The organism is Erythrobacter sp. BLCC-B19, from assembly GCF_028621955.1.
Lineage (GTDB): Bacteria > Pseudomonadota > Alphaproteobacteria > Sphingomonadales > Sphingomonadaceae > Erythrobacter.
The window spans coordinates 2267556-2289299 of record NZ_CP117516.1; the positions used below are offsets into that span (position 1 = coordinate 2267556).

15 protein-coding genes and 1 tRNA gene are annotated in these 21744 nt (G+C 67.2%); 9 read left to right on the forward strand and 7 right to left on the reverse strand.

Features of this window, described 5'->3' with window-relative positions; translation table 11 throughout:
* Window positions 1-175: 175 nt before the first annotated feature.
* The 3 genes from PS060_RS10460 (at window position 176) to PS060_RS10470 (ending at window position 10420) form a co-directional block, all read left to right on the forward strand.
* Window positions 176-5683 carry an AMP-binding protein gene (locus PS060_RS10460; RefSeq protein ID WP_273986904.1) on the forward strand — a complete coding sequence of 1836 codons (5508 nt, stop codon included), beginning with the start codon at window positions 176-178 and terminating at the stop codon, window positions 5681-5683.
* A gap of 104 nt (window positions 5684-5787) precedes the next feature.
* Window positions 5788-9480, forward strand: coding sequence for an SDR family NAD(P)-dependent oxidoreductase (locus PS060_RS10465; RefSeq protein ID WP_273983009.1), 3693 nt, complete (start codon window positions 5788-5790; stop codon window positions 9478-9480).
* 13 nt (window positions 9481-9493) lie between these two features.
* Entirely contained in the window at window positions 9494-10420 is a 927-nt protein-coding gene (locus tag PS060_RS10470) for an acetyl-CoA carboxylase carboxyltransferase subunit alpha (protein ID WP_273983010.1), read from the forward strand.
* Between the two features lie 15 nt (window positions 10421-10435).
* Here PS060_RS10470 and PS060_RS10475 read toward each other — a convergent pair.
* From PS060_RS10475 to PS060_RS10490, 4 genes are all read right to left on the reverse strand, one after another.
* Window positions 10436-10511: transfer RNA gene (locus PS060_RS10475), tRNA-Thr, on the reverse strand.
* A 22-nt stretch (window positions 10512-10533) separates the two neighbouring features.
* A complete protein-coding gene (locus PS060_RS10480; RefSeq protein ID WP_273983011.1) occupies window positions 10534-11421 on the reverse strand; it encodes a hypothetical protein in 888 nt (295 codons plus the stop codon).
* The gene (locus PS060_RS10485; protein ID WP_273983013.1) at window positions 11418-11774 is read right to left on the reverse strand and encodes an MmcQ/YjbR family DNA-binding protein; all 357 of its coding nucleotides are present in this window, start codon (window positions 11772-11774) and stop codon (window positions 11418-11420) included. Before PS060_RS10485 ends, PS060_RS10480 begins: the two co-directional genes overlap by 4 nt.
* Window positions 11771-13090: a replication-associated recombination protein A gene (locus PS060_RS10490; protein WP_273983015.1), complete on the reverse strand. Its 1320-nt coding sequence runs from the start codon at window positions 13088-13090 to the stop codon at window positions 11771-11773. Before PS060_RS10490 ends, PS060_RS10485 begins: the two co-directional genes overlap by 4 nt.
* A 119-nt stretch (window positions 13091-13209) precedes the next feature.
* Between PS060_RS10490 and PS060_RS10495 the strand changes: the two genes are divergently transcribed.
* Both PS060_RS10495 and PS060_RS10500 read left to right on the forward strand, forming a co-directional pair.
* Window positions 13210-13872, forward strand: a complete 663-nt coding sequence (locus tag PS060_RS10495; protein WP_273983017.1) for a PadR family transcriptional regulator — start codon at window positions 13210-13212, stop codon at window positions 13870-13872.
* A gap of 87 nt (window positions 13873-13959) precedes the next feature.
* The gene (locus PS060_RS10500; RefSeq protein ID WP_273983018.1) at window positions 13960-14394 is read left to right on the forward strand and encodes a hypothetical protein; all 435 of its coding nucleotides are present in this window, start codon (window positions 13960-13962) and stop codon (window positions 14392-14394) included.
* A 10-nt stretch (window positions 14395-14404) separates the two neighbouring features.
* Here the strand turns inward: PS060_RS10500 and PS060_RS10505 are convergent, their stop codons facing one another.
* Window positions 14405-15574, reverse strand: coding sequence for a glycosyltransferase family 4 protein (locus PS060_RS10505; protein ID WP_273983020.1), 1170 nt, complete (start codon window positions 15572-15574; stop codon window positions 14405-14407).
* Between the two features lie 176 nt (window positions 15575-15750).
* On the opposite strand from PS060_RS10505, the gene PS060_RS10510 reads away from it, so the two are divergent.
* From PS060_RS10510 to PS060_RS10525, 4 genes are all read left to right on the forward strand, one after another.
* Window positions 15751-16929 carry a phosphoserine transaminase gene (locus PS060_RS10510; RefSeq protein WP_273983022.1) on the forward strand — a complete coding sequence of 393 codons (1179 nt, stop codon included), beginning with the start codon at window positions 15751-15753 and terminating at the stop codon, window positions 16927-16929.
* 130 nt (window positions 16930-17059) lie between these two features.
* Entirely contained in the window at window positions 17060-18646 is a 1587-nt protein-coding gene (gene serA, locus PS060_RS10515; protein WP_273983023.1) for a phosphoglycerate dehydrogenase, read from the forward strand.
* Window positions 18647-18826: 180 nt separating this feature from the next.
* Window positions 18827-19954 (forward strand): ATP phosphoribosyltransferase regulatory subunit, encoded by a 1128-nt coding sequence (locus tag PS060_RS10520; protein WP_273983025.1) that lies wholly within the window; start codon window positions 18827-18829, stop codon window positions 19952-19954.
* On the forward strand, window positions 19951-20340 hold the full coding sequence (locus PS060_RS10525) for a RidA family protein (protein WP_273983027.1): 390 nt from the start codon (window positions 19951-19953) through the stop codon (window positions 20338-20340). The genes PS060_RS10520 and PS060_RS10525 overlap by 4 nt, the downstream gene beginning before the upstream one ends.
* A gap of 5 nt (window positions 20341-20345) precedes the next feature.
* Here the strand turns inward: PS060_RS10525 and PS060_RS10530 are convergent, their stop codons facing one another.
* Both PS060_RS10530 and PS060_RS10535 read right to left on the reverse strand, forming a co-directional pair.
* The gene (locus tag PS060_RS10530) at window positions 20346-21188 is read right to left on the reverse strand and encodes a 23S rRNA (adenine(2030)-N(6))-methyltransferase RlmJ (RefSeq protein WP_273983029.1); all 843 of its coding nucleotides are present in this window, start codon (window positions 21186-21188) and stop codon (window positions 20346-20348) included.
* Entirely contained in the window at window positions 21185-21733 is a 549-nt protein-coding gene (locus tag PS060_RS10535; RefSeq protein WP_273983031.1) for a pseudouridine synthase, read from the reverse strand. The genes PS060_RS10530 and PS060_RS10535 overlap by 4 nt, the downstream gene beginning before the upstream one ends.
* Window positions 21734-21744: the final 11 nt, after the last annotated feature.

Consider the following 21744-nt stretch of genomic DNA (forward strand, 5'->3'; position numbering starts at 1 on the left):
CAAACCGGGGGGCGGAGCGTGCATTCGTTGCGATGGGTGCGGAACTGTTTGCCGGTCACGGCGTTATCGCGACAAGCATTCGTGATGGCATTTTCTTGCCGATGGCGGCTGCGTCATGAAATTTTGCTGCACAGCCGCCGCGCGTCAGGGATCACGCCTTGCGAGTTTTGCCTTGATGGGGGGTGGTGTCATTCCTGAAACTGTTCTGCTCGACCGTGCGCCTGCCGCAGAGACCAACCCCGTGCGCACCCGCGCCGACTGGGACGCGATGCGCGCCGCTGCGCTTGCCGATCCCGGCGCGTTCCATGGCGAGATCGCGGGCCGCAATATGCACTGGTTCGTGGCCGAGGCCGGGCCTGCGGGCGCGTGGCTCGCGCGCGGGGCCGACGGCGGCTGGCACGGCTGGGACGCGGCAACGGGCGCGCCTGTCAGCCCCGCGTTGCCTGACGGGTTTACCCCCTGGCACACCGGTTTCGACGGGAGCAATCCGCCCCACTGGCGCTGGTTCGTGGGTGGGCGCACCAATGCCGCCTTCTCCGAGCTCGACCGCCATGTGCTCGCCGGCCACGGCGACGAGGCTGCGCTGATCTTCGAAGGCGATCGCTGGGACATGAGCGCCAACGGCGGCAAGGGCGCGCCGATCGACTGCTTCACCGTCAGCCGCAAGCAATTGCTGCTTGAGGTTGCGAAGTGCGCGGTGGCGCTCGAAGCGCTGGGCCTGAAGCCCGGCGAACGCATGGCGCTGAATATGCCGAGCATCGTGCCGCAGATCTACTGGACCGAGGCCGCCAAGCGGATGGGCGTGGTCTACACGGCGGTGTTCGGGGGCTTTTCCGACAAGACCCTCAGCGACCGCATCGCCGACACCGGGGCGCGGGTGATCGTGACCTCCGATGGCAGCTACCGCAATGCGCAGGTCGCCGCCTTCAAGAACGCCTATACCGATCCGGCACTCGACAATTTCGTGCCGGTGACGACGGCGCTCGACATCCTCGGCGGGCTTGATCTCGAACTGCCCGAGGGCGGGCATGACACCATCCTCGATACGGTGCGCGAGGCGCTTGCCGGCGAGATCACGGTCGACCGGTCGGACGTGATGCGCGGTGTGGGCCGGGCGCTGATCAATCTTGGGGCAGAAGGGCGTATAACGTCAGCCGATGCCGCCCGCGTGCGGATCGCGATTGCCTCCAGCCTCGTCACCCTGCCACCGCGCGTGGAAGCGGTGATCGTGTGCCGCCACACACACCAGCCCGACATGATCTGGCGCGAGGAACGCGACCGCTGGAGCCACGAGCTGACCGATAGCGCGCTGGTGACGGTGCTCGAAAAAGCGCGGGCTGCGGGCTTTGCGGTGCAGTCCGAGGCTGATCTGCTGGCGCTCGCCGATGCCGATTTCGTCCGCGCGATCTGGGCGTCGTCCAAGCCGATGCCGGTCGATGCCGACTATCCGATGTTCTTCATTTACACCTCGGGCTCGACGGGCAAGCCCAAGGGGATCGTCCACTCGCACGGCTATGCGGCCGGTGTCGCCGAGACGATGGCGGCGAGCTTCGACGCGCGCCCCGGCGACACGCTGTTTGTGGTCGCCGATCCGGGTTGGATCACCGGCCAGAGCTACCTGATCTGCGCGCCGCTGATGACGCGGGTGACCTCGCTGGTGAGCGAAGGCTCGCCGGTGTTCCCCCATGCGGGCCGCTTCGCCTCGATGATCGAGCGGCACAAGGTGCGCATCTTCAAGGCGGGGGTGACCTTCCTCAAGTCGATCATGTCCGATCCGGCGAACCTCGCCGAGGTCGAACGCTATGACATGAGCGGCTTGCGCGTGGCGACCTTCTGCGCCGAACCGGTCTCGCCGTCGGTGCAGGCCTTCGGGATGGAGCACGTGACGCCGCGCTACATCAATAGCTACTGGGCGACCGAGCACGGCGGGATCGCGTGGACGCATATGTTCGCCAACGACGATTTCCCGCTGCGCCCCGATGCCCACGCCTATCCGCTGCCGTGGATCGTCGGCGACGTGTGGGTCGAGGATGAAGCGGGCAAGGGCGCGAATGCCCCCTTCGCCCGCGCTGACGAGGGCGGCGTGCCGTGGCGCAAGGCCGAGATCGGCGAGAAGGGCGAGATCGTGATCGCCGCGCCCTATCCCTACCTCGCGCGCACCATCTGGGGCGACATTGCGGGCTTCAAGGTTGCCGATGGCCGCGTTGCGCCGGAGTGGCGCGGCGATGCCAAGCGCTGGGAAGAAGGCTACTGGCGGCGCTGGAAAGGCGCATGGGCCTACACCCAGGGCGACTTTGCGATCCAGCATGCCGACGGCTCGTTCTCGCTGCATGGCCGTTCGGACGATGTCATCAACGTCTCGGGCCACCGCATGGGCACCGAGGAGATCGAGGGCGCGGTGCTGCGCGACAAGGCGCTCGCACCGGACTCGCCGGTCGGCAATGTGCTGGTGGTCGGCGCGCCGCACCGCGAGAAGGGGCTGACCCCGCTCGCCTTCGTGGTGCCGGTCGCAGGGCGCAAGCTGACGCACGAGGACAAGCGGCGGCTGTTCGATTTGGTGCGCACCGAGAAAGGTGCGGTCGCAGTCCCGGCGGACTTCATCGAGGTATCGCAGTTCCCCGAAACCCGCTCGGGAAAATACATGCGCCGCATGGTCCGCGCGCTGGTGGTGGGCGAGGATGTCGGCGACGTCACGACGCTGCGCAACCCCGAGGCGCTCGACGAACTCAAGCGCGTGATCGACGATTGGCAGCGCAAGCAGCGCATGAGCGACGAACAGGCGCTGTTCGACCGGCACCGCTATTTCCTCGTGCAATACAACACCGTCGCGCCGGGCAAGCAGGTGGCGACGGTCACCGTCACCAACCCGCCGGTCAATGCCTTGAACGAGCGCGCGATCGACGAGCTGGTGCTGGTCACCTCGACCCTCGCGCGCGATGACAGCGTCGTCGCGGTGGTGTTCACCGGCGAGGGCACTTCGTCCTTCGTGGCCGGGGCCGACATCCGCCAGATGCTCGAGGAAATCCACACGGTCGATGAAGCGATGGTGTTGCCCAACAATGCGCACCTCGCTTTCCGCACCATCGAGAGCATGGGCAAGCCCTGCGTCGCGGCGGTGCAGGGCGTGGCGCTGGGCGGGGGCATGGAATTCGCGCTCGCCTGCCATTACCGCATCGCCGAGCCGGTGGCGCGTTTCGGCCAGCCCGAAATCCGGCTGCGGCTGCTGCCCGGCTACGGTGGCACCCAGCGCCTGCCGCGCCTGCTGGCAGACCGGCGCGGGGCTGAAGGCGTGCGCGATGCGCTCGATCTGATCCTCGGCGGGCGCAGCATCACCGCCGAGCAGGCGGCAGCCATCGGCGTGGTCGATCAGCTGGTTGACGGTGCAGAGGATGCGCTCTCCGCCGCCCATGCGGCAGTGCGCGATTTCGTGAAGCACGGCCCGGGCAGTGCGCTCGGTTTCGCCTTTGCGGAACGCCAGGCGGCGACGGTGCGCTGGGAAGGCGCGGCCGAGGTCGACCTCGACAAAGTGCTGGAGGATGATTTCCTCCAGCGGATCCTGCGCCAGCTGGAATGGGCAGGCCGCGATGTCGCGGGTGCGCGGGCGCTGGATGCGGTGCGCACCGGCCTCGAACACGGTATCACCCAAGGAACGCAGCGCGAGGCGCGGCTGTTCTCTGAAGCCATCGTCGACCCCGAAGGCGGCAAGACCGGCATCCGGCAATTCATGGACAAGGTTGCGCCCCCACTTCCGGTGCGGCGCGATGGCGTGTGGATCGACGCCGAGCACGAGATGCGTGCGCAGGCGTTGGAAGCGGCAGGCGATCTGCTTCCCGTAGGAGCGCCGTTCTATCCCGGCGTGACCCCGATCCCGCGTCACCAATACGCCTTCGGCATCGCCCGCGATCCCGACACCGGCCAGCCGCGCTTCGGCCCGCCGGCGAGCCACGAGAAGGAGCTGATCGTCACTGTCCCCGAGCCTGCGCCCAACGAGGCGCTGCTCTACATGCTGACGAGCGAGGTCAACTTCAACGACATCTGGGCGCTGACCGGCATCCCCGTCTCACCCTTCGATGCGCATGAGGAAGACGTGCAGATCACCGGATCGGGCGGCATCGCGCTGGTCGCCGCGCTCGGCTCAGAAACGCGGGCGCAGGGGCGGATCAAGGTCGGCGATCTGGTGACGGTCTATTCCGGCACCAATGACCTCCTCTCGCCGCTGGTCGGCAATGACCCGATGTATGCGGACTTCTCCATTCAGGGCTACGAGACCGAGACGGGCAGCCACGCGCAGTTCCTGACCGTGCAGGCTCCGCAGATGCACAAGGTGCCGCCCGATCTGACGCTGGAGCAGGCGGGGAGCTATGTGCTGAACCTCGGCACCATCGCGCGCTGCCTGTTCACGACGCTGGAAATCGCGCCGGGACGGACGCTGTTCGTCGAGGGCGCGGCGACGGGGACGGGGCTGGATGCGCTGCGCTCGTCGGTGCGCACGGGTTTGCAGGTGACGGGGCTGGTCTCGTCCGAGGAACGCGCGCAGTTCATCACCGGGGTGCAGGGCGCGGTGGGCGCGATCAACCGCAAGGATGCGCGTTTCGCCGACCTCTACACCGTGGTGCCAGAGGACAAGGCCGAAGCGCAGGCGTGGGAAGCCGCAGGCGCGCCGCTGGTCGAGGAATACAAGGCACTGAACGGCGGCAAGCTGGCCGACTACGTGGTCAGCCACGCGGGCGAGACCGCCTTCCCGCGCTCGTTCCAATTGCTGGCAGAAGGCGGCACGCTGGCCTTCTACGGTGCCTCGTCGGGCTATCACTTCAGCTTCATGGGCAAGCCGGGGACGGCCAGCCCCGAAGAGATGCTCCGCCGCGCCAGCCTCCGCGGCGGGGAAGCGGTGCTGATCTTCTACGGGCCGGGATCGAGCGAGCTGCTCGACGAGACCGGCCTCGAAATGATCGAAGCCGCGCGGCGCTTCAATGCCAAGTCCGTCATCGCCACCACCACCGATGGCCAGCGCGAGTTCCTGCAATCGCTGGGGCTGGAGGACGCGATCGAGGGGATCGTCAGCCTCGAGAGCATCCGCCGCCGGGAGGGCGCGAATTTTCACTGGCCCGACACCATGCCGCGCCTGCCCGATGCCAAGGCCGATATCGAGGTCTTCAAGGCGGCGGTGCGTGACTATCAGGACCGGGTGATGAAGCCCTTCGGCTCGGCGGTGGGCAAGATCCTGCGCTCGCCCGACAATCCGCGCGGCAGCCCCGATCTGGTGTTCGAGCGCGCGGGGCAGGACACGCTCGGCATCTCGACCTCGCTGGTCAAGCCCTTCACGGGCCGCGTGATCTTTGCGGAAGACCTTACCGGGTGCCGCTTCACCTTCTACGCCCCGCAGGTCTGGACCCGTCAGCGGCGCATCTTCATGCCCACCGCGCAGATCTTCGGCACGCACCTGTGCAACGCCTACGAAGTCGCGCGGATGAACGACATGATCGCGGCGGGCCTGCTCGAAGTGACCGAGCCCGAGGTCGTGCCATGGGATGGCCTCCCCGAAGCGCATCAGGCGATGTGGGACAACCGGCACACGGGCTCCACCTACGTCGTCAACCACGCGCTCCCCGAAATGGGCCTCAGAAGCCGCGATGCGCTGCTGGAGGCGTGGGCAGCTGCAAGTGCCGGGGAACCGGACGGCTAGCTCGTGCATTGCACTTTTTGAAACGTTCTTCCCTCTCCTCCCCAGAGAATGAACGAAACGCAAAGCGAAGCGCGCCTTCGCGGTAATTCTGTGAGGAGAGAGTCATGGCCAAGTTGAAAGCCGTTGCCGCTGCGCCTGCTCTGCAAGGCGATATTCCGGGCCGCCTCGCCGGCAAGATCGCGGTCGTCACGGGGGCCGCGGGCAATCTGGGCGGGCATATCGTCACCCACTACCTTGCAGAGGGTGCAACCGTGGTGATGACGGGCCGCACGCCCGACCGCACCAAGGCGGCGGCCGAGGCGCTGCTCAAGGCGACCGGTGCGGACCCGGCGCGGCTCGCGACCGTGGCGCTCGACGGGGGCGACATTGCCTCGGTGCGTGCCGCCATCGCCGAGGTGGTGAAGCAGTTCGGGCGGATCGACATTCTGGTGAACAACGCCGGGAGCGCCGGGCCCAAGCAGCCGATCGAGAACCTGCCCTTGTCGGCGGAAGAGCTGGCCGCGCTCCAGAAGACCGGCTCGACCGACAGCGAGACTGTCGGCCAGGCGCTGCGAAACATCTTCGGCGTCGCGTGGAATGTCGCGCGCGTCGCGGCGGAGCACATCCCCGAGGGCGGCTCGATCATCAACGTCTCGACCATCTTCAGCCGCACGCCTTACTACGCGCGCGCGGCCTATGTCGTGCCCAAGGCGGCGATGAATGCGTGGAGCCGCGAACTCTCGCTCGAGCTCGGGCCGAAGGGCATCCGCGTCAACCTCGTCTACCCCGGCCCGATCGAGAGCGAGCGCATCCGCAATGTCTTCGCTGCAATGGATGCCGCGCGCGGCGATGCGGCGGGAACGACGGCCAACCAGTTCTTCGACATGATGAGCCTCGAGCGGGCCACGGGCGGGAACGACAAGGCCAAGACCTTCCCCACCCCGACCGACATCGCCACCACCTGCGTCTTCCTCGGCTCGGACGAGAGCGCGGCCTACAACGGCCACGATTTCGAGGTCACCCACGGTATGAGCGTGCGGAAGGAGCAGCGCTCGACCTACCTCGCGCGGCCCACGATGCGCTCGATGGACGGCACGGGGCTTGCGGTGCTGATCGCCGCGGGAGACGACTGGGAAGAGGCGCTCGAAATCGCGCAGGTGCAGCTCGCCTGCGGGGCCGAGGTCGTGCTCGGCCTGCCGCGCGCTGCCGACGTTGCCATTGCCGAGAAGCGCTGTGCGGCGCTGGGCCTGTCCGACAAGCTGTCGATCATCCGCTTCAGCCGGAAAGACCCCGCGGCGATGGAAGCCGCGCTCGAAGAGCACACCAAGAAAGGCACCCCCATCAGCGGCGCGCTGTTCCTGCCGGCGCTCGGCGCAGGGGAGCTGAGCGGCGCAATCACCGCGGCGGATGATGGCGTGGTCGAAGCGCTGATGGATGCCGAACTGGCGGGCAACATGGCGCTGGCACGCACCATGAGCCGCTACTGGAAGCGCCACGACAACCTCTTGCAGCCGCCGCGCTTCGTGTTCGTCAGCCATGCCAGCGACGGCAAGGGCGACATCTACGGCCACATCCTGCGCGCCGCGACGGAACAGCTGATCCGCATTTGGCGCGACGAGAGCGCAATCGACACCGCCCACGGCCGCCGCCGTCAGGCCGAGTGGGGCAACCAGATCGTCCGCTTCACCAACACTGAGGCCGAGAACATCCGCTTCACCGCCGGCCACGCGGCGCGCATCCTGCTGAAGGAAAGCAAGCTGGGTGAAATCACGCTCTATGTGCCCGCGAACATCGGCGAGGCGACGGGCGCGCGCAAGGCGATGCCGGGGTTCTCGGAGAACATCACCGGGCTGCATCTCGGGAAGGTCGCGCTGATCACCGGCGGGTCTGCCGGGATCGGCGGACAGGTCGCGCGGTTGCTGGCGCTGGCAGGCGGCAAGGTGATGATGGTCGCGCGCCGCGAGAGCGAACTCGCGGTCGCGCGGGCGAAGATCGTCAGCGAATTGGAAGACATCGGTTTCGCCGGTGTCGAGCGCCGGGTGCAGACGCTCGCCAATGTCGATGTCAGCAATTTCGAGAGCCTCAAGGGCGCGGTCGATGCGACGCTCAAGGCCTTCGGGCGGATCGACTACCTCATCAACAACGCCGGGGTTGCGGGCGCTGAGGACATGGTGGTCGACATGGGGGTCGATGCCTGGAACTACACGCTCGATGCCAACCTCGTGTCGAACTACTTCCTGATGCACCACGTAGCCCCGCTGATGAAGGCGCAAGGTTCGGGCTACATCCTCAATGTTTCGAGCTACTTCGGCGGCGAGAAATACCTCGCGGTCGCCTATCCCAACCGCGCCGATTACGCCGTGTCCAAGGCAGGTCAGCGCGCGATGGTCGAGAGCATGGCGCGCTATCTCGGGCCGGAGGTGCAGTTCAACGCGATCGCGCCCGGCCCCGTCGATGGTGACCGCCTCTCGGGCACGGGCGGCAAGCCCGGACTGTTCGAACGGCGCGGCAAGCTGATCCTCGAGAACAAGCGTCTGAACGCCGTCCACGCCGCCGCGATCAAGGCGATCCGGCGCGGGGTGCGGGTCGAGGCGGTGCTGGCGCGGCTTGCGCGCAACGACACCACCAAGATGAGCCACGACACCAACAACCCGCGCGAGCTGCGTGAGCTGGCATTGGCCTGCGCGCGCGAGGGGGACGGCACCTGCACCTGGGACCAGTATCTCCTCACCCCGCAGATCGCCGCCGCGCTGATCGGGCGGCTGCGGCAGGCGGGCCTGTTCCTTGACGCGCCGGAGTGGAACGACCGTCCGGCATCCGAAGACGGCAACTGGCTGCTGCGCGTGCCGCCTGAGGACACGCCCTATCTCCCCGCCGACAAGATCGCGGTCGAGGCCAAGAAGGTCGGCAGCGGCGTGCTCTCCAAGCTCTATCTCGGCAAGATGCCGACCGAGCATGACGTGGCGCAGGCGACCGTGTTCTTCCTCGCCGACCGCGCGGTCTCGGGCGAGACCTTCATGCCCTCGGGCGGCCTCAGCGTGGAGCGCTCGACCACCGAGCGCGAGCTTTTCGGCTCGCCCAAGCAGGAGCGGCTCGACCAGATGCGCGGCAAGACCGTGTGGATCATCGGCGAACACCTCGCCGATTACCTCGCCGAGACCGCGCGCGCCTTCATCGAGGATTGCCATGCGGCCAACGTCGTGGTCATCACCCGCACCGCAGAAGCCTTTGAGGCGATCAAGGCGCAGCTCGAGCCCGAGACCGCCGAGGCGCTGACCTCGCTGGTCAAGACCACCGACATCGAAGCCGCGATGGACGAGGCGCTGCTCGCCTGGGGCAAGCCGACCACGATCCTCTCGACCCCGATGTCGGCGCTGCCGGGCAAGCTGTTCGCGACCGACGACCCGCTGACGCCGGAGGAATTCCGTGCCGTGGTGGCCGACAATCTCACCCACCACTTCCGCGTCTCGCGCCGCGCCTCGCTCTATGATGATTGCCAGTTGGTGCTGACCAGCCCCGATGTGCCGATGGGCGACAAGTCCCCGGCCTTCGCGCTGGCGAACTTCATCAAGACCACGCTCCACGCCTTCACCGCGACGCTTGCCGTGGAGAACGAGCGGCTGGTGCATGATGTGCCGGTTAACCAGATCAACCTCACCCGCCGGGTGCAGTCCGAGGAACCGCGCGATCTCGACGAGCATCTCGAGGAAGTCCGCCGCTTTGCCCGCGCTGTCCTGCTGGTCGGCGCGCCGCTGCCGGACGCGGAGGACTCGCGGTATCGTGCGCGGATCTATCGCGGCATGTCGATGACGGTGTGATTCAGGATCAGCCGTGATCCAGTACCTGCCCTTCGAAAAGCCGATCGAGGCGCTCGACCGCCACGTGGCGGAGCTTTCCGCCCATGCCGAGGGCACCGAGGAGGCGCGGATGCTCCGCGAGCGGGCGGACAAGCTGCTCGCGGACACCTATGCGCGCCTCTCCCCGTGGGAGCGCACGCTGGTCGCGCGCCACCCTCAGCGCCCGCGCTTCGAGAAGCTGGTGGCGGGGCTATTCAGCGAGTTCCTGCCGATCGCGGGCGACCGCACCTTTGGCGACGATCAGGCGATCATCGGCGGCTTTGCGCGCTTCGAGGGGCGCAAGGTGGTGGTGATTGGCCATGTGAAGGGTGAGGACACGCCGGGGCGGCTCAAGCACAATTTCGGCATGGCCCGGCCCGAGGGCTATCGCAAGGCGATCCGGCTGATGGAACTGGCCGACCGCTTCGGCCTCCCAGTGGTGACGCTGGTCGACACCCCCGGCGCCTTCCCCGGCGTCGATGCCGAGGCGCGCGGGCAGGCCGAGGCCATCGCCCGCTCGACCGAGGCCTGCCTCGCGCTGGGCGTCCCGCTGGTCGCGGTGATCATCGGCGAGGGCGGTTCGGGCGGGGCGGTGGCGCTGGCCGCTGCCAACCGGGTGCTGATGTTCGAACACGCGGTCTATTCGGTGATCTCGCCGGAGGGTTGCGCCTCGATCCTGTGGAGGAGCGCGTCGCAGGCCGCGAATGCCGCCGAGGCGATGCGGGTGACCGCAGGCGACCTCCTCAAGCTCGGGGTGATCCACCGCATTGTCTACGAACCGCGCGGCGGGGCGCACCGCGATCCTGCCGAGACGGTGAAGCGTCTGACGCTGGCCCTGCGCGCGGAGCTCGATGCGCTGTGCGCGCTCTCCCCCGCAGACCTGCGCCGCGAGCGGGAGGAGTTCTTTCTCAGGCTTGGCTAAGTCGGGAGAGAGACGTGGTGCCGGCTGCAGGGATCGAACCCGCGACCCCCTGATTACAAATCAGGTGCTCTACCATCTGAGCTAAGCCGGCTGACCGTGGCTGCGCCATAAGCCTAGAGCGCGCCGAAAGTCCAGCCTTCGGTGCGCGCTACCTCGGGGGTGAGCGCGGGGGGGTGCCACAAGTCGCGCTCCTGATGCACCCGGCGCAGCCAGGCGGCGGTCAGCAGAGCGTCGGCGGAGTGATCGTCGATTGCGCCTTCGCCTGCGACGGGGGCAGAGCCGAGGCGATCAAGCGCATCGTTCAGTGCGGCAAAGCTGCGGATCTTGGTTGCTGCCCCCGTCACGCCTCCGAGCCGGGCGGCGACCGAGGTGTAGATTTCGGTCACCACCGATCCCTGCTCCGGCAGCGGATCGACCGGCCACACCGGCACGCGCCCGCGCAGGCGGTGGAGCATCCGCATCCCTGTCAGGCTGGACTTGCCGACCTGCGCTGCGCCGACAAGGTTGAAATTGCTCACTGGCCTGACCCCCTGGCCGCGCTGCGCGTGCTCGGCGCGGCGAAAGCGACCTTCGCGGGTGGGCGCTCCGGGCAGGAGGAAGCGGTCGCCCTCTGCCCCCGCGCCGTGCCGGAAATAGCGCGCGGCTTGCGGATGGGCGAGGATGCCTCCCGGCTCAAGGTGCGGGTCGCCTTCACACAGGGCGTCGATAAGCGCCCATAGCCCGCGTGCATCGCCGGGCGAGGCATCCCATCCCGGAAAGAACGCCCCGGCATCGACAAATGGCAATGAAATGCCAAGGTCGAGCCCGACCAGTGTCGGCACTTGCAATCCCGCAAGCAACGTCAGTACCTCGACACGCGCCCAACCCTTGGGATCGGGCGGGGCGAGCAGCACCGGCGGCCCGCCCTCGGCCAGCGCCAGGGCCAGTGCGATCCCCTTCTGGCGCGCGCCTTTCGCCCCCGACCAGTCGACCGCGAGGAATTGCGCAAACGGCCCTGTCATCGCTTGCGCCGGGCCACGGGAGGCATCGCCGCGGCCTGCTCATGCGCTTGGCGGATCATATCCCTCACGCGCTGCGGATCGGGGCTGGCATAGCGCACCAGCACCGCGCCGTAGCCTTCGTAATGCGGGGTCTGCCAGAAGGTCTCCGGTCCGGTCGCCATCAGCATTTCGGCGGTGGCGACATCGATATGGAGCACGAAGGCGGTGTCGCTCTCGCGTCCCGTGCCGAGGAAAGCGCGGCCGTTGGCAGCCACCTTCACGGCGGGCTTGCCGTAGCTGGTCGACAGTTCGGTCCCCGGCAAGCCCAGCGCAAAGTCGCGCGCGGCCTCCCAGCTGTCGAGCGGGGCGGTCATCCGCGCTCCTTTCGCAGCTTGTCCCAGTAATCGAGCCGCTTTCTCACCTCGCGTTCGAACCCGCGCTCGACCGGCTGGTAGAATTGTTCCGGTTCCATGCCTTCGGGCCAGTAATTGTCGCCCGAAAAGCCGTCCGCGGCGTCGTGATCATAGGTGTAGCCCGCGCCGTAGCCGATGTCCTTCATCAGCTTGGTCGGGGCGTTGAGGATGTTGGCGGGCGGGGCGAGGCTGCCTGTGTCCTTGGCCGCCTTCCATGCCGCCTTCTGCGCCATGTAGGCCGCGTTCGATTTGGGCGCAGTGGCGAGGTAGAGGCAGGCCTGCACCAGCGCCAGCTCCCCCTCGGGGCTGCCAAGGAAGCGGTAGGCCTCCATCGCCGCCATGCATTGCGGGAGCGCCTGCGGGTCGGCCAGGCCGATGTCTTCGACCGCCATGCGCACCAGTCGCCGGGCAAGGAACAGCGGCTCCTCGCCCGCCGTCAGCATCCGGGCCAGCCAGTAGAGCGCCGCCTGCGGATCGCTGCCGCGCACGGATTTGTGGAGCGCGCTGATGAGGTTGTAATGCCCGTCGCGGTCCTTGTCATAGACGGCAACGCGGCGCTGGAGGAACTGGCCCAGTGCAGCGGGATCAAGCGCGCCATCAAGCTTGGCGGCATAGAGCGTCTCGGCCTGCCCCAGCAGGAACCGCCCATCGCCATCGGCCTGCGCGATCAGCGCCGCGCGCGCCTCGGGGGTGAGGGGGAGGGAGCCTTCGAGAGCTTCGGCCCTCGCCAGCAGCGCTGCCAATGCGGCATCGTCGAGCCGGTTCAGCACCAGCACCTGCGCGCGGCTGAGGAGCGCGGCATTGAGCGCAAAGCTCGGGTTCTCGGTGGTCGCGCCCACCAGCGTCACCACGCCGCGCTCGACGAAGGGGAGGAAGCCGTCCTGCTGGGCGCGGTTGAAACGGTGGATCTCGTCCACGAAGAGCAGCGTCTTGCGACCTGCCTTCGCCATCTTTTCGGCCTCGGCAAAGGCCTGCTTGAGGTCGCCCACGCCCGAGAACACCGCGCTGATCGCGGCGTAACGCATCCCCACACTGTCTGCGAGCAGGCGCGCGATGCTGGTTTTGCCGGTGCCGGGCGGCCCCCACAGGATCATGCTCGATAAACGGCCCGCAGCGACCATCCGCCCGATCGCGCCCTCGGGGCCGGTAAGGTGCTCCTGCCCCACCACCTCGGCAAGCGTCGTGGGACGCAGCCGGTCGGCGAGGGGTGCGTCAGCGGACGGCGCGGAGCCGTCGCGGGAAGCCTCTGGGGCGTCTTGTCCGAACAGATCAGTCATTCGTCGGTCGAGATAAGGCGCCCAGCGGAAAAGGGAACCTTCGCGCGCTCGTCCGCTTGAAACGATAGGTCTAAGATATATCTTGGGTGTATCGCTGATATAGGCGAGGAGGAATGAACATGACATGGAACCGGTATGGCCGCGGTGGCGGCTGGGAAAAGCTCGCCGAGGCAATGGCGACGATGGCGATGAATGGGAACGTCAATTTCGGCGGCCCGGGCTTCAAGATGCGCGCGCGCTTCGACGATGATTTTCCGCGCGGCCGAGAGGCTGATGGCGAAGATGGCGGCGAGGGCTTCCGCGGCCGCCGTGGTGGACGCCGCGGACGGATGTTCGGTCAGGGCGAGCTGCGCCTCGCGCTGCTGGCGCTGATCGCGGAGAATCCCTCGCACGGCTACGAACTCATCAAGGCGATCGAGGAGATGACCGGCGGCGGCTATGCCCCCAGCCCTGGCGCGGTCTATCCGACGCTTCAGCTGCTCGAAGATGAAGGCTCGATCACCGAGGCCGATGCCGAAGGATCGAAAAAGCCGTTCCGCGTGACCGAACAGGGCGAGGCCGAACTCGCGGATCGCAGCGACGAGGTGGCCGAGCTGCTGCGCCGCCTTGGCCGCCACGGCGAACGCACCACCACGGTACGCTCGCACGATGTGTTCCGGGCGATGGGCAACCTGGGCTCGGTGCTCAAGAACCGCGCGCGCGCCGGCAAGCTCGACGAGGCGACCATCAACGAGATCGTCGACATGATCGACGAAATGGCCAAGCGCATCGAGCGGCTGTGACGCTGCGGCAGCAAAGGTTGCCGGACGCGCAATAAGGGCATATTCTCTCCTCCGTCCGGGTCGCATCGGATGGGGGAGGGGAAACCCATGACGACAACAACCGCAGGGCGGATGCACACGCCTGCACATCTGTGGATCGTCGGCGCGGTGACGCTGCTGTTCAATGCCATGGGCATCATCAGCTACATGACGACCAAGCTCGGGATGCTCGCCGAAATGGGCCTCACGCCCAGCCAGATCGCCTTCATGGAAAGCTACCCGGCATGGGTCAGCGCATTCTGGGCCTTGGGGGTGTGGGGCGCCTTTGCCGGATCGGTGCTGCTGCTGCTGCGATCGAAGTGGACGGTGACGGCAATGGTCGCTGCGCTGGTCGGGCTGATTGTGGTGACAGTCTATCACTACATCCTGATCGATGTGCCCGCCGATATGCAGTCGCCCGGCCTCGATGTCGCGATCTGGGTGGTGACGCTGTTCCTGCTGTTCTATTCGCGCCGCATGGTGGCCGCAGGGGTATTGCGCTAGTTGATGGCGCTCAGGCTGCGCGTTCCTCGACCAGCTGCACATAGGTCTCGGCAACGACGGCGTTGATGGCCTCCCAGCTGTAATCGCACGCGCGCGTCTCGCCCGCTGCGCCGTGAGCGGCGCGCAAGGCAGGATCGGTGCAATAGGGCGCGAGCGCTGCGGCGAAGGCAGCGGCATCTTTCTTCATGTCGCCCGAGGGTGCGACCAGCCGTCCGGTCACGCCGTCAGCGACAAGGCTCGCGCTGCCGGTTGCGCCAGCGGCGACCACCGGCAGGCCGCTCGCCATGGCTTCCAAGGTGACATTGCCGAAGGTTTCGGTGACGCTCGGATTGAAGAACACATCGCCGCTGGCGAGCGCTTGTCCCAGCCCCTCGCCGGTCTTGAAGCCGGCAAAGATCCCGCCCGGCAGGTTCGCCTCGAACCACCCGCGAGCAGGCCCGTCGCCGATGACCAGCACCTTGTGGGGCGCGCCGCGCTCGCGCAGGCGGACGATGGCCTCGGCGAACACATCGAGCCCCTTTTCCATCACCAGCCGCCCGAGGAAGACGATCGCCACGTCCTCGTCGGAAAGGCCAAGGCTGCGGCGCCATTCGGGATCGCGGCGCGCGGCGGAGAAGATCGTGCGGTCGACCCCCCGGCTCCACAGCCCGATGCGGGTGTGCATCCCCATCGCCAGCAATTCGTCGATCATCGACTGCGAGGGCGCCACCAGCGCGTCGCAGCGGTTGTAGAAGCGCCGCAGCCCCTTGACGATCAGCGGTTCGAGGAAGGCCATGTTGTAATAGCGCGGATAGGTCTCGAACCGGGTGTGGACGCTGGCGAGCACCGGAATGTCATGCGCCCGCGCCCAGCGCAGCGCGGCGTGCGCGGCAGGATCGGGCGAGGAGAGGTGGACGATATTGGGCGCAAACGCGGCCAGATCGCGCTTTACCGCGCGGCCGAGGTGGGTGGGGAAGCGATATTCGCCGCGCCCCTTCACCGGCATCGGCACATTGGGGATGCCGACAAGGTCTCCGGTCGGGGGGAAATCGGGATTGGCAACCTTGGGCGAATAGACGCGCACCTTGGCCCCGCGCGCGAGCAGCGAGCCGACCAGGCGGTTCAGCGCCTGATTCGCCCCGTCACGGGTGTAGTTGTAGTTGCCGCTGAACAGGGCAATGCGAAGATCGGAAATGTCCATGGAGCCTTCGCCTCTAGGCGAGGTCTGCGAATATTGCGAGAGGCAGCTTGTGGGCAGGGCTCAGGGTAAATCCGTTGCGGCCCCTTTCTTCATTGACTCCGCGCCGCACGCCACTAGAGCGGCCAGCGGGCCACGCGGTCCCAACGCCGCGCGTGCTCTCTGCAAGGAGAGAATACATGACTGAGTACACTCGCGGGCTCGCGCACGAGCCGACGCTTAAGCCTGAGCGCCCCTTCTTTTCCTCGGGCCCCACGGCGAAATTCCCCGGCTGGTCGCTGGACAAGCTCAAGACCGAATCGCTTGGCCGCTCGCACCGTTCGAGCCTTGGCAAGGCGCGGCTGAAATATGCGCTCGACCTGTCGCGCGAACTGCTCGGCATTCCTGATGATTACCTGATCGGCATCATGCCCGCATCGGACACCGGCGCAATCGAAGCGGCGATGTGGTCGATGCTCGATCCCGCGCGCCCGGTGACGGTCGCGGCGTGGGAAAGCTTCGGCAACGTCTGGATTCAGGATGCGGTCAAGCAGCTCAAGCTTCCCAACCTGCAAGTCCTGACCGCCGACTACGGCCAGATCCCCGATCTCACCACCATCCCCCAGCGCAATGACGTGGTGTTCACCTGGAACGGCACGACCTCGGGCGCGAAGATCCCCAACACCGACTGGCTCGAAGCCGGGCGCGAGGGCGTGACGATCAACGATGCCACCAGCGCGATCTTCGCGATGGAGATGGACTGGGCCAAGCTCGATGCCACGACCTATTCGTGGCAGAAGGTGATGGGCTCGGAAGCTCAGCACGGGATGCTGATCCTCAGCCCCAAGGCGGTCGAGCGGATCGAAAGCTATGATCCGGCCTGGCCGCTGCCTAAGCTGTTCCGCATGAAGAAGGGCGCCAAGCTCAACCGCGGCATCTTCGAGGGCGAGACGATCAACACGCCGTCCATGCTGGCGACCGAGGATTACATCGCCGCGCTCGAATGGGGCAAGGCGATCGGCGGGCGCAAGGCGCTGATCGAGCGGGCCAATGCCAACGCGGCGCTGGTCAAGGACTGGATCGAGGCGACCCCGTGGCTGCGCAACATGGCGTCCGATCCGGCGCTCCAGACCAACACCGGCGTGTGCATGGTGTTTCAGGGCGACTGGTACGAGAGCCTCTCGGCCGAAGATCAGGCCGCGGTGCCCAAGAAGATCGTCAAGCTGCTCGAAGAACGGGCCGTCGGCTACGACTTCAACGGCTACCGCGACGCGCCGCCGTCCCTGCGCATCTGGTGCGGCGCCACGGTCGAGCAGGAGGACATCAAGCGTCTGCTGCCGTGGATCGAGTGGGCCTTCGAAAAGGTCAAGAACGGCTGATTATTCAGCCCTAGCCAAGTCTCAGCGTCTCCCCGGCTCCCGAGCCGTGGCCCCGCTTTCCTTATCCCATGCCCGCAAGTGAAGCGGGACCCCGGATCACATCCGGGGAGACGAGTGGAAGGTATTCAAAATGACCCGTCCCAAAGTTCTCATTTCCGACAAGATGGACCCCAACGCCGCGCGCATCTTCGAAGAGCGCGGCTGCGATGTCGACGTCATCACCGGCGAAACCCCCGAACAGCTGATCGCCCGCATCGGCGAGTATGATGGCCTTGCCATCCGCTCTTCGACCAAGGTGACCAAGGCGATCCTTGATGCGGCGACCAATCTGAAGGTGATTGGCCGCGCCGGGATCGGGGTCGATAACGTCGACATTCCCTATGCCAGCGGCAAGGGCGTGGTGGTGATGAACACCCCGTTCGGCAACTCGATCACCACCGCCGAACACGCCATCGCGCTGATGTTCGCGCTCGCGCGCCAGCTGCCCGAGGCGAACGCGCAGACGCAGGCGGGCAAGTGGCCCAAGAGCGGGTTCATGGGCGTCGAAGTCACCGGCAAGACGCTCGGCCTCGTCGGTGCTGGCAATATCGGCTCGATCGTCGCCAGCCGCGCGCTCGGCCTGCGGATGAAGGTGATCGCCTATGACCCCTTCCTCACCGAAGACCGCGCGATCGAACTCGGCATCGAGAAGGTCGATCTCGACACGCTGCTCTCGCGCGCCGATTTCGTCACGCTCCACACCCCGCTGACCGAGGAAACCCGCAACATCCTCAGCCGCGAGCGGCTGGAGAACGCCAAGAAGGGCATCCGCATCATCAACTGCGCCCGAGGGGGCCTGATTGACGAGGCGGCCTTGAAGGACTGCCTCGAAAGCGGTCAGGTCGCAGGCGCAGCGCTCGACGTGTTCGAGACCGAGCCGCCCGCCGCCGATCACCCGCTGTTCGGCACCCCCAACTTCATCTGCACCCCGCACCTTGGCGCATCGACCACCGAAGCGCAGGTCAACGTCGCGCTTCAGGTCGCCGAGCAGATGGCCGATTACCTCGTCAACGGCGGCGTCACCAATGCGCTCAACGTCCCCAGCCTGTCGGCAGAGGAAGCCCCCAAGCTCAAGCCCTACATGGCACTCGCCGAAAAGCTCGGCAGCCTTGTTGGCCAGCTGGCGCACGGGAACCTCACCCACATCAGCATCGAGCGCGAGGGCGCGGCGGCCGAACTCAACGGCAAGCCGATCACCGCGGCGGTGCTGGCGGGCTTCATGCGCCGCTATTCCGACACGGTGAACATGGTCAACGCGCCGTTCCTCGCCAAGGAGCGCGGTCTGGATGTGAGCGAAATCCGCCATGACCGTGACGGGGCGTTCAACACCCTCGTTCGCGTCACCGTCGAAACCGCCACCGGCCCGCGCTCGGTCGCCGGAACGCTGTTCGGCACCGAAGCCCCGCGGCTGGTCGAAATCTTCGGCATCGGGATCGAGGCCGAACTGTCGGGCCATATGCTCTACATCGTCAATGACGATAAGCCGGGCTTCATCGGCCGCATCGGGACGCTGCTGGGCGCGCGCGGGATCAACATCGGCACCTTCAACCTCGGCCGCCGCGAAGCGGGCGGGGAAGCGGTGCTGCTGCTGAGCCTCGACGAAGCGCTGCCCGCCGATGTGGTGGCCGAGGCCGAGACGCTCGAAGGCGTGAAGATGGTCAAGGCACTGGTGTTCTGAGGTCGGCGAAGGCCCACCCCTAACCCCTCCCGCAAGCGGGAGGGGGACTGGGTCGCGCTGATACTCCCCTCCCGCTTCCCCCCGGCTCGGGGGCCGGGGCGGGTATCGGGGCTGGGGGTGGGCCTGCGCGGTGCTAGCCCCCTTCACCCCGCGCCCATACCCCGCTAAGCGCCTTAGCCGATGACCAAACCCAACGATCTCCTGCCCGAAGGCCTCGAAGACCGCCTGCCCGCCGAGGCTGCGCGGATCACCGCGATGATGCGCGCCTGTCTCGATGTGCTGGACGCGCATGGCTATGACCGGGTGCGTCCGCCGCTGCTTGAATTCGAGGCCTCGCTGGCGGGCCGCATGGCGGGCGTTACCGTGGGCGAGACGAGCGCCATGTTCCGCTTTGTCGATCCCGCCAGCTTGCGCACCCTCGCGCTGCGCAGCGACATGACCCCGCAGGTCGGGCGCATCGCCGCCACCAGCCTTGCCGCCGCACCGCGCCCGCTCAGGCTCGCCTATTGCGGCGATACGGTGGTGATCAAGGCGAGCCAGCTCGACCCCGCGCGCGAACGCCTGCAACTGGGCGCCGAACTGATCGGCGCGGACAGCGTGGCGGCGGCGAGCGAGGTGGTGATGCTCGCCATCGAGGCGCTCAAGGCCGCCGGGCTGACCGGCATTTCGGTCGATTTCACGCTCCCCGATCTGGTCGACACGCTGGCCGAAAGGGCTTTTCCGCTCGCCCCCGATCAGATCGAAGGGGTGCGGCGCGAGCTTGACACCAAGGATGCTGGCGGGCTGCGCGCGGCGGGCGGCGAGGCCTATCTGCCGCTGCTCTATGCCACCGGGCCGTTCGCGGGGGCGCTCGCTGCGCTGCGCGACGTCGATGCGGGCGGGGCGCTCAAATCGCGGCTCGACGGGCTGGAGGCGATTGCTGCCGCCATCGGCGATGCAGCGCGCATCACCCTCGACCCGACCGAGCGGCACGGGTTCGAATATCAGTCGTGGTTCGGTTTCACGCTCTACGCCGATGGCCTGCGCCGCGCGGCGGGGCGGGGCGGCACCTATCGGATCGCGGGCAGCGACGAGGCGGCGACGGGCTTCACGCTCTACCTCGATCGCCTTGCCGATATTGCGCCCCAGCCTGAGGCGAAGGGGCTGGTGTGGCTGCCGCTTGGCCATGACCCTGATGCGGCGGCAGCCCTTCGCGCGGGCGGTGCGCGCACCTTGCGGCAGCTGTCCGAGGGCGAGGATCCGGCGATGCTGGGTTGCACCCATGTGCTCGATGGCACCGTGCTGACCGATCTCGGGCCGCGCGCATGACAGACAACCCGAGGCCGATCACGCTCGCCGACGATCCGCTCGCCCCCTACATGATCGCGCCCGCCTGGCAGGTCGGAAACCTGCTGTTCCTCTCTGGCCAGGCGAGTATCGGCGCAGATGGCAGCATTGTCGGCGCAGGCGACATCGACGCGCAGATCGCCCAGACCTTTGCCAATATCGAGCGCGTGCTGGCGGCGGCCGGCAGTGATCTCAGCAAGGTGGTCAAGGTGACGATCTACCTGACCGACATGGGACACTTCCCCAAGATCCTCGACGCCCGCAAGCGCTGGTTCACGCCGCCCTATCCGGCTGACACCACGGTCGCGGTCACAAGCCTCGCGCTGCCCGAGCTGATGGTCGAGATCGACGTGATCGCCGCCGTCTAGCAGGCTCAGCGGTTCAGCCAATCCGCCGCAATCGAACCGCTGTGCCCCTCGGGTGCCAGTGCGGCCCGCAGCGCTTCAAGCAGCGGCGGCAGGGCTTCGGTGAAGGCGTAAGGCGGATTGACGATGAACAGTCCCGCGCCGTTGAAAAGACCGGGCTGGTCGCTGTCGTAGAGCCAGTGCTCGACATTCAGGAATTTCGGGATTCCGGTCTGGCGCAGCTTGTCCTTCCAGCGCTGATGGGCGGCGCGGTCTTTCAGCGGATACCAGATGACCGTCACGCCGTGCGCCCATTTGCGATGCGCGGCGGCAAGGGTGGCGGTGATGCGGGCGCGTTCGTCGGTCTGCTCGAAGGGCGGATCGACCACCACCACACCGCGCGGGGTGCGCGTCGGCAACAGCGCCAGCCACAGCTCGTAGGCATCGCGCTGATGCACGGCGGCGGGCGTGCCGCGCATGGCGCTGCGCAAGGCCTGCGCGTCCTCCGGGTGCCGTTCGTTGAGGATCAGGCCATCCTGCGCGCGCAGCAATTGCGCCAGAATATGCGGTGAGCCGGGATAAAGCCGCGGTTCGGACCCCGCGCTCGCCGCGTCGTTCACGGCGCGCACCGCGGCGCGGTAATCGTCCAGCAGGGGGTTGGTATCGGCAAAGGCGCGCATCACGCCCGCCATTGCCTCGCCCGTGCGCTGCGCCTGATCGCCGTGCAGATCGTAAATGCCGCAGCCGGCGTGCGTATCGATGAGGGTCAGCGGCGAAGCCTTGATCTGCAAGGCGCGCACCAACGCGATCAGCAGGGCGTGCTTGACGACATCGGCGCTGTTGCCGGCATGAAAGGCGTGGCGATAGTTCATGCGGACAGCTCGCGATACTGGCCGGGCGCAATCCCTGCGAGCGTCCAGTCACCGATCGACCAGCGCACGAGGCGCAAGGTGGGCAGGCCGACCGCCGCCGTCATGCGCCGCACCTGGCGGTTGCGCCCCTCGCGGATCGTGATTGTCAGCCAGCAATCGGGAACCGACTTGCGCACGCGGATCGGGGGATTGCGCGGCCACAGGTCGGGTGGGTCGATGGCAGCGACCTCGGCCGGCAGGGTCATCCCGTCCTTGAGTTGCACGCCGCGGCGCAGGGCCGCCAGCGCCGCATCTTCCGGTTCGCCCTCCACCTGCACCAGATAGGTCTTGGGCAGCTTGAAGCGCGGCTCGGCGATGCGCGCCTGCAACCGCCCGTCATCGGTGAGCAGCAGCAGCCCCTCGCTGTCCCGGTCGAGCCGCCCGGCGGGATAGACCCCCTTGACCGCAATGAAATCCGACAAGGTCGCGCGCGTCGTGGGCGAACCGCGATCGGTGAATTGCGAGAGCACCGCGAAGGGTTTGTTGAAGAGCAGCAGACGGGCCATTTTGAGGCCCA

Excerpts from the sequence above, each read along its gene's own strand:
- PS060_RS10525 (WP_273983027.1), top strand. The coding sequence starts at position 19,951 with ATGACAGACAACCCGAGGCCGATCACGCTCGCCGACGATCCGCTCGCC.
- PS060_RS10505 (WP_273983020.1), bottom strand. The coding sequence starts at position 15,574 with ATGGACATTTCCGATCTTCGCATTGCCCTGTTCAGCGGCAACTACAAC.
- PS060_RS10500 (WP_273983018.1), top strand. The coding sequence starts at position 13,960 with ATGACGACAACAACCGCAGGGCGGATGCACACGCCTGCACATCTGTGG.
- PS060_RS10535 (WP_273983031.1), bottom strand. The coding sequence starts at position 21,733 with ATGGCCCGTCTGCTGCTCTTCAACAAACCCTTCGCGGTGCTCTCGCAA.
- PS060_RS10480 (WP_273983011.1), bottom strand. The coding sequence starts at position 11,421 with ATGACAGGGCCGTTTGCGCAATTCCTCGCGGTCGACTGGTCGGGGGCG.
- PS060_RS10485 (WP_273983013.1), bottom strand. The coding sequence starts at position 11,774 with ATGACCGCCCCGCTCGACAGCTGGGAGGCCGCGCGCGACTTTGCGCTG.
- PS060_RS10460 (WP_273986904.1), top strand. The coding sequence starts at position 176 with ATGGGGGGTGGTGTCATTCCTGAAACTGTTCTGCTCGACCGTGCGCCT.
- PS060_RS10465 (WP_273983009.1), top strand. The coding sequence starts at position 5,788 with ATGGCCAAGTTGAAAGCCGTTGCCGCTGCGCCTGCTCTGCAAGGCGAT.
- serA (WP_273983023.1), top strand. The coding sequence starts at position 17,060 with ATGACCCGTCCCAAAGTTCTCATTTCCGACAAGATGGACCCCAACGCC.
- PS060_RS10530 (WP_273983029.1), bottom strand. The coding sequence starts at position 21,188 with ATGAACTATCGCCACGCCTTTCATGCCGGCAACAGCGCCGATGTCGTC.
- PS060_RS10490 (WP_273983015.1), bottom strand. The coding sequence starts at position 13,090 with ATGACTGATCTGTTCGGACAAGACGCCCCAGAGGCTTCCCGCGACGGC.
- PS060_RS10510 (WP_273983022.1), top strand. The coding sequence starts at position 15,751 with ATGACTGAGTACACTCGCGGGCTCGCGCACGAGCCGACGCTTAAGCCT.
- PS060_RS10520 (WP_273983025.1), top strand. The coding sequence starts at position 18,827 with ATGACCAAACCCAACGATCTCCTGCCCGAAGGCCTCGAAGACCGCCTG.
- PS060_RS10495 (WP_273983017.1), top strand. The coding sequence starts at position 13,210 with ATGACATGGAACCGGTATGGCCGCGGTGGCGGCTGGGAAAAGCTCGCC.